Annotated in this window: 11 protein-coding genes; 4 read left to right on the forward strand and 7 right to left on the reverse strand. The window is 75.0% G+C overall.

All coding sequences use genetic code 11. The features are described 5' to 3' along the window. Positions 1-57: 57 nt before the first annotated feature. Both ACH495_RS10250 and ACH495_RS10255 read right to left on the reverse strand, forming a co-directional pair. A complete protein-coding gene (locus tag ACH495_RS10250) occupies positions 58-456 on the reverse strand; it encodes a WhiB family transcriptional regulator (protein ID WP_396857397.1) in 399 nt (132 codons plus the stop codon). A 100-nt stretch (positions 457-556) separates the two neighbouring features. Beyond that, positions 557-1,495, reverse strand: coding sequence for an RICIN domain-containing protein (locus tag ACH495_RS10255; RefSeq protein ID WP_396857398.1), 939 nt, complete (start codon positions 1,493-1,495; stop codon positions 557-559). A gap of 123 nt (positions 1,496-1,618) precedes the next feature. Here ACH495_RS10255 and ACH495_RS10260 point away from each other — a divergent pair, with 123 nt between their 5' ends. Continuing rightward, positions 1,619-4,465 (forward strand): AAA family ATPase, encoded by a 2,847-nt coding sequence (locus ACH495_RS10260; protein ID WP_396857399.1) that lies wholly within the window; start codon positions 1,619-1,621, stop codon positions 4,463-4,465. Here ACH495_RS10260 and ACH495_RS10265 read toward each other — a convergent pair. Further along, a complete protein-coding gene (locus tag ACH495_RS10265) occupies positions 4,431-7,007 on the reverse strand; it encodes a LuxR C-terminal-related transcriptional regulator (RefSeq protein WP_396857400.1) in 2,577 nt (858 codons plus the stop codon). The two genes, ACH495_RS10260 and ACH495_RS10265, sit on opposite strands and share 35 nt — an antisense overlap. 77 nt (positions 7,008-7,084) lie before the next feature. Continuing rightward, positions 7,085-7,795 carry a zf-HC2 domain-containing protein gene (locus tag ACH495_RS10270; RefSeq protein ID WP_396857401.1) on the reverse strand — a complete coding sequence of 237 codons (711 nt, stop codon included), beginning with the start codon at positions 7,793-7,795 and terminating at the stop codon, positions 7,085-7,087. Between the two features lie 234 nt (positions 7,796-8,029). On the opposite strand from ACH495_RS10270, the gene ACH495_RS10275 reads away from it, so the two are divergent. Together ACH495_RS10275 and ACH495_RS10280 are read left to right on the forward strand one after the other, a co-directional pair. Beyond that, positions 8,030-8,338 (forward strand): hypothetical protein, encoded by a 309-nt coding sequence (locus ACH495_RS10275; RefSeq protein ID WP_396857402.1) that lies wholly within the window; start codon positions 8,030-8,032, stop codon positions 8,336-8,338. Between the two features lie 116 nt (positions 8,339-8,454). Next, positions 8,455-9,126 carry a winged helix-turn-helix domain-containing protein gene (locus ACH495_RS10280; RefSeq protein ID WP_396857403.1) on the forward strand — a complete coding sequence of 224 codons (672 nt, stop codon included), beginning with the start codon at positions 8,455-8,457 and terminating at the stop codon, positions 9,124-9,126. A 20-nt stretch (positions 9,127-9,146) separates the two neighbouring features. On the opposite strand, the gene ACH495_RS10285 is transcribed toward ACH495_RS10280, so the two are convergent. Next, a complete protein-coding gene (locus tag ACH495_RS10285) occupies positions 9,147-9,671 on the reverse strand; it encodes a hypothetical protein (RefSeq protein WP_396857404.1) in 525 nt (174 codons plus the stop codon). A gap of 94 nt (positions 9,672-9,765) precedes the next feature. Beyond that, positions 9,766-11,268 (reverse strand): chitosanase, encoded by a 1,503-nt coding sequence (locus tag ACH495_RS10290; RefSeq protein ID WP_396857405.1) that lies wholly within the window; start codon positions 11,266-11,268, stop codon positions 9,766-9,768. Positions 11,269-11,520: 252 nt separating this feature from the next. Between ACH495_RS10290 and ACH495_RS10295 the strand changes: the two genes are divergently transcribed. After that, complete coding sequence (locus ACH495_RS10295; protein WP_396857406.1) at positions 11,521-14,364, forward strand: AAA family ATPase; 2,844 nt, start codon at positions 11,521-11,523, stop codon at positions 14,362-14,364. Between the two features lie 53 nt (positions 14,365-14,417). Here the strand turns inward: ACH495_RS10295 and ACH495_RS10300 are convergent, their stop codons facing one another. After that, positions 14,418-14,732 carry a hypothetical protein gene (locus tag ACH495_RS10300; RefSeq protein ID WP_396857407.1) on the reverse strand — a complete coding sequence of 105 codons (315 nt, stop codon included), beginning with the start codon at positions 14,730-14,732 and terminating at the stop codon, positions 14,418-14,420. Positions 14,733-14,924: the final 192 nt, after the last annotated feature.

The following is a 14,924-nucleotide window of genomic DNA, read 5'->3' on the forward strand; positions in this document are numbered from 1 at the left end:
CGTGCCACCCGACCGGGACGCCGATCCCCGGCACTACGTACCGCGGGCCGAGCGGGTTCACCGGAAGCCCGGCCGGCGGTGATCGCCCGCCACCGGGCCGTCGCGCCGGTCGGCGGCCCGCCGGCTGCGGGCGATCGCGCTGCATCGCCGGCCGCAGTACAGTCCCTGGTAGGTGCGGCTGAACCGCACCGGCTGGCATCCGCATTGCGCGCAGACCAGATGGATCACCTCGGTCCGCCGACGGGACCGGTGCAGCATCACGCCGCCGCGGACGACCCCGGTGTCGCCGTTGGCCAGCCCGTCCGCCAGGCACGCCTCGCGCACCGGGCAGCCCAGGCAGATCCGGACCGCCTGGATCCGGTCCGGGCAGTCGCCGGTCCACCAGTTGGCGTCCGAGCCGGCGCAGGCGGCCTGCCGCCACCAGTCGGGCGGCGCCGACACGGCTCTCTCGCTCATCTCCCACCTCCCGGTTCGTCCGCCGCCGCAGCCCACCGGCGGTACGGCGGCGGAGACTCATCGTTGACTACGGATGGTGGTGGGCGTGGTTCACCGATGATCAGACCGGGGGAACCAGCCGCCAGGTCTGGTGCGTGTTCGGCGCGGCCGGGTCGGCGCCCCACTGCTGGATCGTCACGCCGTCGCCCGTCCCGCCGTCGCGCAGGTCCAGCAGCGCTCCGCTGGCGGCGCTGCGGATCGAGTACCAGCCGCCGCCGAGGGACCGGAAGCACCAGGTCTGGTTGATGTTTCCCGGGCCCAGACCCCACTGCTGCATCGGGGTGCCGTCGGCGTGACTGCCGTCGGTGAGGTCCAACGCCTTGCCCGAGGACACGTTGACCAACTGGTAGCAGCCCGAGCCGGCAGCCGTCAGACGCCATCGCTCGGTCGCGCCGGTGGTGGTCCGCTGCACGACGGCGGCACCGTCCAGCGTGGAGCCCCGGCGTACCCCGACGGGGAGCCCGCTGGTGCGGCTCACGACCTGGACCACCAGGCCGTCGACCGGTGCCACCGCCTTCGGCGCGACGGCGGTGGTGGTGGTCGTCGGCGGAGTGGGCCTGGTGCTGGTCGCCGACGGTGCGGCGGGCCTGGCGCTGACCGCCGGTGGCGCGGCGGGCGGGGCCTGCCGGGAGATCGACGCGGCCGGCGGCACCGCCGGCCGCGACCGGCCCGCGGCCGGCGGGCTCAGCGGCGGCGGCTCCACCGACGGCAGCGGGGACGCCGGCGGGTCGCTCGACCCCCCGTCCGGTGCCGGCTCGACCGGCGCCTCGGCGCCGGGCGGGGGCGGTTCGGCCGTGGGCGCCGGTGGCCGGTCGGACAGCCCGGCCAGGGCGGTCCAACTGGCCCCGGCGACCGTGGTGGCCACGGCGACGGAGCCCAGTCGGACGATCCCCGTCCGCCGCGGGCGGCGGGGCCGCCGGTGGGACCGGATCGGGCCGCGTCGCGCGAACAACGCGCCGTCGGATGCCCAGCTGTCGTCCTCGTTCGCGGGCCGCTTCACGGGTGTACGCCTCCTCAGGTCTGACGCCTGCCCTCCACAACGTCGACCGGTGGCCAGTCGTTCGATCGGTTCGGCGAACGGTCGGCCACTTGTGTCGTGACCCGCGGTGGTTATGGTGAGGCGGTGCGGTTCGCCGATCGCCTCACCGTCGGCCGGAGCGCCGAGCTGGCCCGGGTCGACGCCGCGCTCGACGACCTGGTGGCGGGCCGGGGCGGGATCCTCCGGATCGAGGGCGGCCCCGGCCTCGGCAAGTCCCACCTGGTGGGCGAGCTCAGCCGGCGGGCGGCCGCCCGGGGCCACCCGGTGCACATCGGACACGCCGACCAGCTCACGCAGCCCTTCCCGCTGTGCGTGGCGGCCTACGCGCTCGGCGTGTCGACCTGGTCCGACGACCCGGTACGAGCGCAGATCGCCCGGCTGCTCACCGGCGAGGCGGCGGGCGAGCTGACGTACGCCGACCCGGTGCTGGCGGCGACCGAGCGGATGGTGGAGCTGGTCGAGAAGCTCTGCGCGGACCAGGCGCTGATCCTGGTGCTGGAGGACCTGCACTGGGCGGACGAGGCGAGCGTGTCGCTCGCCGAGCGGCTCGGCCGGGAGGTCGACCAGATTCCGCTGCTGCTCGTGCTGACCACCCGCCCGGCGCGGGACGAGCCGGGCCGGCCACGCGACACCCCGCACCCGGCCGCGACCGACCCGCTGATCCTGTCCCCGCTGGGCGCCGCCGACGTGACGGCGCTCGTCCGGGCCCACCTGACCGGGCCGCCCGGCCCGCGCCTGTCGGCTCTCCTCGACACCGCGTCCGGCAGCCCGTTCTATCTGCGGGAGATCCTGTGCACGCTGGGCCAGGACGAGCTGGTCCCGCTCGCCGACGGGTGCGTCGAGTTGGGTGTCGCGGAGTTGGTGCCCCGCACCCTGGCCGAGGCGGTGGGCCGCCACCTGGGTGTGCTGAGCCCGGACTGCCTGCAGGCGATCCGGCTGGCCGCGTTCCTGGGCAACGACTTCACCCGGGACGACCTGTGCCTGGTGCTGGCGCGGGATGCGGGGTCCGCGTTGGACGCCGCAGTGGCCGCCGGCGTGGTCGAGCTGTCCGGTGACCGGGTGCGGTTCCGGCACGAGTTGCTCCGGCAGGTCCTGCTCACCCAGACACCGTCCGCGCTGCACGCCGGGCTGCACGGGCACATCGCCCGGGTGCTCGCCGACGGCGGGCGCGCGGATCGGGAAGTCGCGGGGCACCTCACGGCCGCGGCCGATCCGCTTCCCGGCTGGGCCCTGGGTTGGCTCGCCGAGCGGCCCGAGTCGACGCTGTACGCGGCCCCGGCGGCGTACGCGCGGCTGCTGCGCCGCGCCGTGGACGTCGTACGCCCCGCTGCCCCCCTGCGGTGGGTGCTGGTCCGGCAGTTGATGCTCGTGTCGTTCTGGGTCGGCGACGACGAGGCGGTGACCCGGCTCGGCGCGGAGGCGATCACCTCGGCCGGTGCCCCGGACCTGGCCGCCCGGCTGCGGATCCAGGTGCTGCGCTCGCTGTCCCGGCTGCGCCGGTTCGACGAGGCGGTCCGGGTGGTCGCGCCCTCGGTCGCCGATCCGGCCACCGCGCCGGTGTGGCGGGCCCGGGCTGCCGCCTGGTCGGCGAACGCGCAGGCGTTCGCCGGCGAGCCGGAGGCGGCCCGTGCGGTGGCGGAGCAGGCGCTCGCGCTCGCCACCTCGATCGGTGATCCACTCGGTGTCGCCTACGCGCACAGCGCCCTGGCCGTGGTCGACGGCGGCGACCGGCTGATCGCCCACCTGGACGCGGGCCTCGCCGTGCTCGGCGACGACCCGGAGTCGCTGGACCAGCGGCTGCTGATGGCCGGCAACCGGGCCGCCCGGCTCGGCGCGCTCGGATCGCCGGACGCCGAGGCCGCGTTCGACGAGGTGCTCGTGGCGGCCGAGCGGGTCGGCACGTACCGGACCTCCACCGTGCACGCCCACGCCGCCGGCTTCCTGTTCGGGCGGGGCCGGTGGGACGACGCCCTGGTGCACATCGCGCAGATGGACGCGGCGGCGCTGCGCCACCCGGCGTTCGGCTACCTGCACGGGATGCGCGCGGTCATCGCCTACCGGCGCGGGGAGCCCGAGGAGGGCAACCGTCACCTGCGGGCCGCCGGCATGCCCGAGCCCGATCCCGACGAGTTGCCGCCCGCCGCCGGGCCGCACCTGGACGAGGCGCTCGCGTTGCGGGCCGAGTCGGCCGGCGACTACCGGCAGGCGCTGCTGATCCGGGCGCGCTACCTGGACCTGCCGGCGGGCGTCCAGCGCGACGGCCGGTGCGCCGACGCGATCCACCTGATCCGCCTGGCCCGCGCGCTCGGCGCCGACGCGACCGCACGCGCCGCCGGTGCCGCGGTGGACGCCGCCCGACCGCCGAGCCGGGACGGGCAGCTCTGCGCCGTCACCTGCCGCGCGTTGCTCGACGGCGACGCGGCCGGTCTACTCGCGGTCGCCGAGCTGTTCCTGGCCGGTGACTGGCCGCTCTACAGCGCGTTCGCGGCCGAGGAGGCGGCCGCGCTGCTTGCCGAGGCCGGCGACGTCGACGCGGCGCGTCGCCACTACCTGCGGGCGACCGAGCAGTACGCGCAGGTCGGCGCGGACTGGGACCTCCGTCGGGCCGCGGCCCGGTTCCGCCCGTACGGCATCCGCCGCGGCTCCCGGGTGTCACCCCGGGCGGCCCGGCACGGATGGGAGTCGCTGACCGACACCGAGCTGCGGATCAGCCGGCTGGTCGCGCAGGGTCTGTCCAACCCGGAGATCGCCCGGGACATGATGTTGTCCCGCAACACGGTGCAGACCCACGTGTCGAACGTGCTCCGAAAGCTCGGTCGGCGCTCCCGCAACGAACTCGCCCGCGATGTGGTGCTCCACGACGCGGCCGTGGCGCCGCCGCCCCGAACCGGCGTCGCTAGGCCCGCCCGGACCCGGACCGACGGCACCTGACCGGCCCGGCCGCGCCGCCCGGCTCGGCCTGGAACCCCGCGGCGCGGGCGATGTCCAGCCGCGACCGCAGACCGAGCTTGGACCGGATCCGGGCCAGGTGGGTCTGCACGGTGTTCTGACTCAGGAACAGCTCGTCGGCGATGTCCCGGTTCGACAGGCCGCGGGCGAGGAGCCGGACGACCCGGAACTCGGCCGGGGTCAGGGCGGCCCAGCCGGAGGTGGGCTGGTCGGCCGGTGCCCGACGGCGAACCCGGTAGCGGCTGAGCCGCTGGTCGACCCGCGCGACCTCCCAGGCCGACCCGACCGAGGCGTAGTGCCGCACGGCTTCCCGCAACGCCCGCCCGGCTCCGGCCCGGTCGCCGGCCCGGGCCAGCCCGACGGCCAGCTCCTCCAGCCCGTACGCGTGCTGTCGCGGCGCCCCGCGCCGGCCCAGCTGCTCGACCGCCCGGCTCAGGGCCGGCGGGTCGTCGTCCACCATCGCGCGTACCAGGGCGGCGATCGCGAGTTGCACCGGCAGCGCCTCCTCGGCCGCCGCCCGCTCGCAGCGGCGGACGACGTCGGCCACGTCGTCGCCGACGGCCAGGGCGAGCCGGACCACGTGCTCGGCGCCGTGCAGCCGGGCGGGTCGGGTCTCCAGCGCGGCGGCCAGCGCCCGCTGCCGCAGGCGCAACGCCCCGGTGAGGTCGCCCGCCTGCTCGGCGGCCATCGCGTCCAGTTCGTCCTCCCACCCGCCGGAGCGCGGGCTTCGGCCGGCGGGGGCGGCCTCCGGCGGTGACCGGTGCCCGGCGACCAGTGCTGCCACCGCGGGCTCGGCGTCACCGACGAGGTCCCACCGGCCGGCCAGATAGCCGGCGCGGGCCGCCGTCGCGCGGAGCCACGCGGCGAGGCCGGGATCGGTGCGTGCGGTCAGCGGCCCGGTCGCCAGGAGCGCCCGCTCCAGCGCGTCCGGTGGACCGGTCTGCACGAGCAGTTCGATCAGACAGCCGTGCAGCAGCCCGCGCAGCTCGGTCCACTCACTGTCACCGTCGAGGTCGTCCCGGATCGCCGCCAGGCTGTCCGCGACGAGCCGACCGTCGCCGGCGCGGACCCTCGCGAGCGCCAGCACGGCGGTCGTCGGTACGTCCTGCGGCGCGCCGGCCGGTTCGCGGACCCGTTCTCGGGCCGCGACCAGTTGACCGAGCCCGGCCAGCGCCACCGCGTGCCAGCCCACCAGCCGCGGGTCGGTGGCGTCGGCGCAGAGCGCGTCGGCGTCGACGAACCTCCCGTCGCGGATCAGGGCGCGGACGGCGAGCCGGCGCAGGTCCGCGGCGGCGGCGCCGCCGGCGGTCGCCGCGAGTGCGAGCGCGCTCCGGGACGCCCGCTGGTGCCGGCCCAGCCAGTGGTCGAGCATGCAGCGGCGGGCGTCGACCGGACCCAGGCCCAGCACGTCGGCGAACAGCGCCGGCTCGGTGAGCAGCGTCGACTCCGGTAGCTGGGCCAGCCAGCGGGTGGCGGCCGGCGTCAGCTCGCCGGATTCGCGCAGGTGCCGCGCGACCACCCGGGCCTCGGCGCCGGTGTCGAGCAACGTGCGCGTGGCGGCCCGGTGGAATGCACGCCGATCCGCGGCCGGGAACGACCGGGCGACGGCGTCGCGCACCACGTCGTGCCGGAACGACAACCGATCGCCGTCGTCACCGAGCACCCCGCTCTCGACGGCGTTCGACAGCGCGGCGGTGACCACGGGCAGCGGCAGGTCACCGGCGGTGGCCAGCTCGGTGGCGTCGAACCGCGGCCCGAGCAGGGCTGCCATCCGTACGATCGGACGGTTCGGCTCGGTGATCTCCGCGCAGGCGTACCGGTCGAGCGTCGCGGCCGCGCGGTCGTCGTCGCCGCGCAGGTCGACCCGCCCGCCGGCGCGGCGCAGCAGGCCCGCCGCGTTCAGGTCGGCGAGCAGACCGAGCACCCGGGCCGGATTGCCGCCGACGGCCCGCAGGTAGCGACCGAGCCGGACGCCGGGTCGGCCGCCCAGGCGGTCGGCCGCCACCGAGGCGACCTCGGCGTCACCGAGCGGCCCCAGCACCAGCAGCTCACCGCCGTTCTGGGCGACCAGCTCGCGCAGCGTCGCGACCGGCTCCCGGTACGGGGTCGGCCGGCAACTGCTCACCAGCAGCAGCGGCAGCCGGGACGCCGACCGGCTGATCCGGTTCCAGGCCAACAAGGTGGCGTGGTCGGCGCGATGCAGGTCGTCCAGGGCGAGTATCGCCGGGCCGGTGGCGCAGAGCGCGCCGACCGCGGCGTCGATCTGGTCGACGGACTCCGGGATCCCGGGCGGACTGGCCGGCCGGTGGTCCGTCAGCCCCCACACCGCGTCCAGTGACCGGGTGTCGTCACCGGCGCCGGCCCGGACCGTGCAACCGGTCGGTCCGCACCGGCGGAGCAGGGCCGACAGCAGGGCCGTCTTGCCGAGGCCGGCCGTGCCCTCCAGCCAGACCACCGCGCCGTGTCCGGCCCTCAGCCGGTTCAGGAGGCCGACGAGGGTGGTGAGCTCGGCTTCGCGGCCCACGAGCGGCAGCTCCGGTCCGCCGTCCGGGACAACGGTCGGTCGGCCGGGCAGGGCGCCGTGCGTCCGCGTCGGTGGGCTCATGCGGCGGGGGCCACCAGCAGGACGTCCCCCGCGCCCTGGATCACCGCGAAGAAGCGGCACTGTTCGGGGCGCAACCGGACGGTCCCCACGATCGTCTGCGGACCGCCGGCGGCGATGTCGTGGGCCACCACCAGGGTGCGGCCGTCGGTGCTGACGGCGAGCAGGTCGTACGGCGCGCCCGGCCGCAGCCCGACGATCACCGCGCGTACGTCGGCGCCGCCGGCCCTGCGGGTGACGGTGACGGCGAGCTGGCCCTGGGCCCCCGTAGCGGTGCCGTTCGCGGCGGGCACCGGGTCGGGTTCCCGGTGTTGGTAGAGCGTCCAGCCGCCGCCGAGCAGCGCGCCGACCAGCAGGGTGGCCAGATAGGTGAGCACCGGGCGGGCGCGTGACCGGCGGCGCGACTCCGGGCGGCGGGTGTCCGAGGAGCCGTCCCGGCCGGCCGGTCGGGAGGACGGCTCGCGGGCCGTACGGTCACCGCCGGTGGGCGCCGGCCCGGCCGCGTTCTCGAGTTCGTCGACGAACCCGGACGGCAGTGTGGCCACGGCCAGCGCCACCTCGCTGGCCTCGTCCGCCTCGGTGCGGCACGAGGCGCACCGCAACAGGTGCTCCTCGAAGCGGCGTTCGCGCTCCGCGTCCAGCGCTCCGGTCAGGTACAGGTCGATCTGATCGCTGACGTGCGATCCGCCCCGACCGTTGGTGGCATGCATGCTGGCGCGTCTCCTCCATCACGGGTAACCCGTCGATCTCGCCCTCACATCGGATGGGAGGGCTCACTCGTTCGACCGACGGGCAGAATTTCACAAGACCGAAACCTCGACCCGGGTCCGTGCCCGAGCCGGTTGCCGGCGGGGCGGATCGGTCCGTCTCCTGTCCTCGGCGCTTCATCAAATCCTCATGGACCCGGGGCCACAATGCGGACCACGCACTGTGAGGGAGGGGCAATGGTGTTGTCGTTCGGCGACCTTCGGCTCGACGAGACTCGTCGCCGCGCATGGGTCGAGAACCGGCTGTCCGCGGTACGGCTCGGTTGGCGGGAATTTGTCGTGCTACGCGTCCTTGTCCAGGCGCGCGGACTGCCGTGCAGCGCCGAGCGGATCTGGTGTGCCATGCCACCGGTGATGCGGCCGGTACGGGTCAACCAGGTCGGAGTGATCATCTATCGGCTCCGCGCGCGGTTGGGCCGCGAGTTGATAGTCACGGGCGGTGGTGGGTGGCGAGTCGCGGGCGGCGCCGAGCCGGAGCGGCGCTGACCGCGTCGTGAGCGCCCGGCCGAAAAGGCGCCCGGCCGGGTGAACCCGTGCCGTCGCCCGTCGTAGTCCTCACCAGAGGTGACGGTCATCCGCCGCCGGGGTGAGGAGCGAGACGCATGCGAGTCCTGATCGTCGAAGACGGCGGCTCGGTCCGTGACGCCGCCGTGCGCGCCCTGCGCTCGTCGGGGCTCGCCGTCGACGTGGCGAACTGCTGGCGCCACGCCGAGCTGCGACTGGCCGTCAACGAGTACGACTGTCTGGTGCTCGACCGGTTCCTGGCGGACGGGGACTCGGCCGACCGGCTCCATCTGCTCCGACGTCGAGGGGTGGCCGTGCCGGCGATGCTGCTGGCCGCGGGGGACGATGTGCGCGACCGGGTGGCCGGCTTCGAGGCGGGCGCGGACGACTACGTGGCGAAGCCGGTCGCCACCGCGGAGTTGGTCCACCGGGTGCGGGCGCTCTGCCGGCGGCGCGGCTCCATTCGACCCGCCGTGCTCCGGACCGGCGACCTCGAGTTCGACGTGGCCCGACGCCAGGTACGCCGGGACCGGGTCCTGCTGTCCCTGACCCCGAAGGAGTTGGCGGTCCTGGAGCGGCTGATGGTGCGGCATCCCACTGTGGTGAGTCGGACGGAGCTGATCGAGCACTGCTGGGACGAGATGGCCGACCCCACGTCGAACGTGGTCGACGTGGTCGTCGCCCGGCTCCGGCGGAAGCTCGGCGCGCCAACGGTCATCGCGACGGTCCGGGGCGCCGGCTACCGGCTGGCGCTCACCGACGGGCGGTAGGCCCGTCCGGGCGGACGGGATCAGGACCGGGTGACGGAGCGCTCGGCCAGCTCCTCCAGCACGAGGGCGCCGAGGTAGTGCAACGAGCGCAGCAGGCTCTCGTCGCTGGCGGGGTCGATCCAGAGGATCTCCGCCGGCGGGTCGGCCACCGGACGCGGCAGGTGCCCGGTCGGGGCGTACGCGCCCTCGATCAGCACCAGCGGGGTCTCGGTGGTCCAGACGGTGATCGCCGCCGGGTCGGCGGCGCCGCGAAGCGCGAGCAGTTGCTCCGGGGTGTGTTCCCGCGCGTCGGTGAACGCCAGCAGTTGCGACTGGAAGACCTCCCGCAGCCGCTGCGCGATCGACCGGCGGGCGTCGGCCCGGTCGGCCTCCGACCGCTCGGCGTACCAGGGGACAAGCTCGGCGACCAGGTCGGCCGGCTCGTCGGCGTACGCCCGCCAGCGGTCGCCCGGCTCGGTCAACTCGAAGCGGTAGAGCGTGCCGTCAGGCTTGCGGACCGGCGCCGGTGTGCTTCCCGGCCGCGTCCTGACCCTGATCGCTGGCATGGCTGCCCGCCTTCCTGCCGCCGTAGCTCGGAATCATTCGGGAGTCACAACGGTCTGACCGTGGGTGTGGTTCGTCGCCGTGCTCGGCCTGTGATCAACCCGCCGGTACGAGGCGCCAGGTCTGGTTGGCGTTCGGGGCCGCCGCGTCGGCGCCCCACTGCTGGACGGCGGTGCCGTCGCTGGTGCCGCCGTCCCGGACGTCGAGCAGGTAGTAGTTCGTCAGGTTGCGGATCGAGTACCGGCCGCCGCCGACGGGGGTGAAGCACCAGCTCTGGTTGCTGGTGCCCCAGCCGTACTCCCACTGCCGCATCTGCACGCCGTTGGTCCAGGTCCCGTCCGGGTTGTCGAGTGCCATGCCCGATCTGACGTTGACCAGGTGGAAACATCCCGACGTCGACGCGATGACCCGCCACCGCTCGGCCGGCCCGGTCCCGCCACTGAGGACGATCTTCGCTCCGGCGAAGGACGCCCCGTCCGCCACGCCGATCGACTTGCCGCCGGTGGCGACCACCCGCACCAGCAGCCCGTCGCGGGGCGCGGTGGCGGTCGGCGCGGCCGGGCGGCGGCTCGATGCCGGTGCCGGGCTGGTCGTGGCGGACGGTCGGCGCGATCCCGCTGACCTGGGCGAGGGTAAGGCCGCAGGCGGGGACGCCGATCGCGGGACGGCGGACGGCGACGGCGACGGCGACGGCGTGGCGGGCGGGTGGGTGGTGCTGTCCGCCACGGTGGGCATCGACGGCGTCAGGTCGAGCACGTGCCGGCGACCGTACGGGCTCAGCGTGAGGGGCGGTCGGAGGTCGTCGGCCCGGTCGGCCAGCAGCTTCCCGAGGGCATCCACCCGACCCACTGTGTACGGCCACGTCGCGCGGCGCCGCTCGTTCGACGGGTTGGTCAACGTCGCCCTCCGCTCCGCGAGGAACGTCGAGAGCCAGTCGTGCTCGGGCACCTTCCGGGGGCGACCGTCGGCGCGGACCTCGGTCCGGTAGATGATCGACGGCAGCGCGTCCGGATCGGCCGAGTCACCGTGTTGCAGGAGCGTGTCGTAGATGATGGCCAGCCCGAGCGGGGTGGTCAGGCCGAGGTCGGTGGAGATCCGCATCGCCGGCTGGTAGTACCTGTCGTCCAGCACGTCGTCCTGGGCCTGCCGGAAGCGGGGGTCCTTGCTGGCCAGGCGCCACGCCTCGGGCAGCCCGGCCAGCTCACCGACCGCCGGGCTCCGCCGGTCGGCCAGCCGCTTCAGGACGGGCAGGTAGGCGAGGGACAGCGGGTTGGCCCCGACCCGGGCGGTGTAGGTGTCCAGGACCTCGACGATCTCGCCGCCGGCCGTCGAGAAGTCGCCGGTGCCCGCGACGTAGCCCCGTCCGTCCGCCTGATCCACCACCCGCCCGTACTGGGGGTCGTCCGCGTCGTGCATGAGGACGCTGCGGATCTTCTCGATGATCAACCGCTGGTCCGGGCTGACCGTCAGCCGCCTGTCGGGTTCGATCGCCCACACCACGAGCAACCCCACCACGATCACCACGACGATCGCCGGCCACGCGAGCGTGGGGAGCCCGGGCAGGAAACGGGATCGCGCGGTCGGTCGGCCCTGCGGCACCCCGCCTCCTCACGTCGACTTGCCGGTGCCGCAGCATGTGCTGGAGCCGCTTACCCATGCCGGAGTGCGGCGTGGGAACGGGGTGCGGCCACTCCGGCTCCGAGAGATGATGGCAGAACCGACTACCGACGTGAAGACGGTGTCACCGGCGCCGTACGCGGGATGCCACACTTGTCGGCTGTGGCCGGTGCGCCGCCCCGGGAGATCGCCGGGCTGAGCCACCACCGTCCGGTCCGGGGAGGGGAGTCCGCCATGGTGGACCTGGTGGGCCGCGATCCGGAGTTGTCAGCCATGAACGAGGTCGTCGTCGACCTCGCCGCGGGGCGAGGCCGTTCCGTGTGGATCGACGGCGAGCCGGGCGTCGGCAAGACAGCCCTCCTGACCGAGGTCTGTGGCCAACTGGGCCGGCACGGAATCGCCGTGTTCACGGCCCGGGCGGCCGAGGCGACGGACATGTTCCCGCTGCGGGTGCTGCTGGACGCTCTGCGGGTCGGTCCCCGAAGCGCCGACCCGGACCGGGCCGCCATCGCCGACCGGCTGTGGGGCCGCGACAGCGACGACACGCCGCGCACCGGCAACACCGTCGCCGCCGCGGCCGAGATGCTGTTGGTGCTGGTCGACCGGCTCTGCGCGGCCGGACCCGTCTCGCTGGTGGTCGACGACATGCAGTGGGCCGACGGGGCCACGCTCGCCGTGTGGGCAAGGCTGGACGCGGCCACCCGACAACTGCCGCTTCTGCTGGTCGCGGCCGCACGGCCGGTTCCCCGCCGGGAGGAGGTCGACCGGTTGCGGCGGGCCGTGACGGCCGGCGGCGGGGTGCCGACCCGGCTCGCCCCCCTTGCCGACCGCGACGTACACCGTCTGGTGGAACAGGTGGCCTCGGCCCCGCCCGGACCGGGCCTGCGGGCCCTGGTCAGGCAGGCCGGCGGCAATCCGCTGTACGTGCGGGAGCTGGTGTACGCCCTGGTCCGGGGCAGCCGGGTCCGGCTCGCCGAGGACGGCGCGCTCGACCTCGACGGTGGTGACACGTCGGCCCCGCAGTCACTGGCGGCGGCGATCAGCGCCCGACTCAGCTTCCTGTGCGAGCCGGCGATACGCGTCCTGCGGGCCGCGACGGTGCTGGGCGCCGGCTTTCGGCTCGAACACCTCGCGCTGCTGGTCGAGCAGTCCCCGCTGGCACTGGTCGACGTCATCGAGGAGGCCCTCGCGGCCGGTGTGCTCGCGGACGCCGACCCGGAGCTGGCCTTCCGGCACGCGCTGATCCGGCACGCGCTCTACGAGTCCATGCCGGCCGCGATGCGCTACGCGCTCCACCGGCAGGCGGCGCAGCGGCTGGCCGAGGCGGGGGAACCCGCCGAACTGGTGGTGACCCAGCTCCAGGCCAGCCCGGGGCCGGTCAGCGGCTGGGTGGTCGACTGGCTGGTGCGGCTCGCCCCGTCCGTGACCACGCGGGCGGCCGGCCTGGCCGCCGAGTTGCTGCGGCGGGTCATGGCCCAGATCGGCGACGACGATCCGCGACGATCCGTGCTGGGTATGCACCTGGTCGATGCCCTGTTCCGCCTGGGCGACTACGAGGCGGTGGACGTGGCCGTCGTCCCGCTGCTGCGGGAGGCGACCGACGTCGAGGTCATCGGGCGGATGACCTGGTGTCACGTCGTGGTCCTGCGGGCCCTGGGCCGTCCGGTGGAAGCACTCGACCTGGCCCTGGCCGCGCTGGCCGCGGACCAGCTCGACGCCCGGTGGCGGGCCCGCGTGCGCGCGATCCAGGCGGTCACGCTGGCCGGGCTCGGGCGCTTCGACGAGGCGTTGACGGTCGCTCGTGCGGCCGAGGCCGACGGGGAGCGGGTACCCGACCGGATCACCGTCGCCTGGGCGTTGTTCGCCTGGTCACTGGCGACCGGCATCGCCCGCGGCGACTCGGCCGGCTCGTTGACCGAGGTGGAGCGCGGCCTGGCGATCCTGGGTGACGACCCGGCCACGGTGGAGCTGCGCCTGCTGTTCCAGGGGCTGCGGGTCACGGCGCTCTACAACCTCAACCGGACGGAGGAGGGCGCCCGGGCTCTGGGCCGCGCGCTGACGGTGGCCGAGCAGGCCGGCACACCGCTGCGGTTGGCCTGGCTGCGGGTGCAGGCCGCCGAGGTCAATTACCTGATGGGCCGCTGGGACGACGCGCTGCCCGAGCTCGACGCGGCGGCCGAGCTGCTGCACCGGGGAGCGGTGGTCCGGGTCATGCTGTTCGGCGTCGGCGCGCTGATCGCGGTGAACCGGGGGGACGACGAGCTCCTCGATCGCTACCTGGCTGCCGCCGGCGCGGAGCCGCCAGCCCTGGAGGCCGCCGGGATGGCCGACTACGTACACGCGGCACAGGCTCTCATCGAGGAGCGAGACGGTCGCCCGGAGCGGGCGTTGGACCGGTGGCTGTCGCTGCTCGACCCGGAATCGACGCTGTGCTTTCCCCGGCTCACCCCCGAGCGCTGCGTGTTCAGCGCCACCGCGGTTCGGCTCGCGCTGGAGGTGGGACGCGGCGAGGTCGCGAGCGCCGCCACGAACGCCTGCGTCGCGCAGGCCGAGGAGCGGGGTGACCTGGTCAGCCTGGCCGCGGCCGAGCACTGTCGAGGGCTTCTCGACCAGGACGCGGCCCAGGTCCTCGCGGCGGCGGCCGCGTTCGCCGCCGCCAGTCACCCCCACTTCCAGGCCACCGCCCTCGAAGACGCCGCGTCGCTGCTGGGCCGGGCCGGCAAGCCGGCCGAGGCCCGGGCTGCCCTCGACGAGGCACTCGACCGGTACGCCGACCTTGACGCCCGCTGGAACAGCCGTCGGGCCGAGGCGCGCCTCCGCGACGTCGGTGTCCGCCGGGGCAGACGCGGCACGCGCAGGCGCCGGCCGGTCCACGGCTGGGCGGCCCTCACCCCGACCGAGGTCACCGTATGCCGGCTGGTGGCCGCCGGCCGGTCCAACCCGGAGATCGCGGCCGAGCTGTACACCTCCCGCAACACCGTCCAGACCCACGTGTCGCACATCCTGGCCAAGCTGGGGTGCCGATCCCGTACCGAGATCGCGGCGCTCCACCGCGAGAGCGGCCACCGCCAGATCTGACCTCATGTGCCGACGACCGCGGGGGCGCAGCGCGACCGCGCCCCCGCCGGCCGTCAGCAGCGGTAGAAGCCGCCGTGCCAGTTGCCGTACACGACGGCACAGGCGCCGTCGGATCCCGAGACCCAGAACGACCCGACGTAGGTCGATCCGGCCATGAAGGAGATGGTCAGCATCCCGGACGGCAGGCTGAACCACCCGCATTCGTACGAGGGGACGCCCCGGGTGGAGTAGGTCCCGTTGGGTCCGCTGACGACCGCGTTGGTCCAGGGCCCCTGGGAGCAGAGCTGGAGCTGGTAGGGCGCCGCCGCTTCAGCCGGCGCGGCGGACACCGTGGCGAGGAGACCGGCCGCCATCAGCGGAACAGCCACCCGGGCGACGACGCGACGCCACCGTCCAGTCCCGAACAATGTGGTACCTCCCTTTCGTCGGAGTGCCCGATCCGCTCGCCGGGAAGGGAACCGGCGCCGGGCACGCCGTCACAACGGTTGCCCGGCGACGATCGTTCAGCCTCGCCGACCGGAAGTTGGCCGACCGGCGCCCGGTCGTCGGCGGGTGCGCCG

It is taken from the genome of Micromonospora sp. NPDC018662, assembly GCF_044391475.1.
Classification (GTDB): Bacteria; Actinomycetota; Actinomycetes; order Mycobacteriales; family Micromonosporaceae; genus Micromonospora.

Excerpts from the sequence above, each read along its gene's own strand:
- ACH495_RS10250 (WP_396857397.1), bottom strand. The coding sequence starts at position 456 with ATGAGCGAGAGAGCCGTGTCGGCGCCGCCCGACTGGTGGCGGCAGGCC.
- ACH495_RS10270 (WP_396857401.1), bottom strand. The coding sequence starts at position 7,795 with ATGCATGCCACCAACGGTCGGGGCGGATCGCACGTCAGCGATCAGATC.
- ACH495_RS10275 (WP_396857402.1), top strand. The coding sequence starts at position 8,030 with ATGGTGTTGTCGTTCGGCGACCTTCGGCTCGACGAGACTCGTCGCCGC.
- ACH495_RS10295 (WP_396857406.1), top strand. The coding sequence starts at position 11,521 with ATGGTGGACCTGGTGGGCCGCGATCCGGAGTTGTCAGCCATGAACGAG.
- ACH495_RS10285 (WP_396857404.1), bottom strand. The coding sequence starts at position 9,671 with ATGCCAGCGATCAGGGTCAGGACGCGGCCGGGAAGCACACCGGCGCCG.
- ACH495_RS10280 (WP_396857403.1), top strand. The coding sequence starts at position 8,455 with ATGCGAGTCCTGATCGTCGAAGACGGCGGCTCGGTCCGTGACGCCGCC.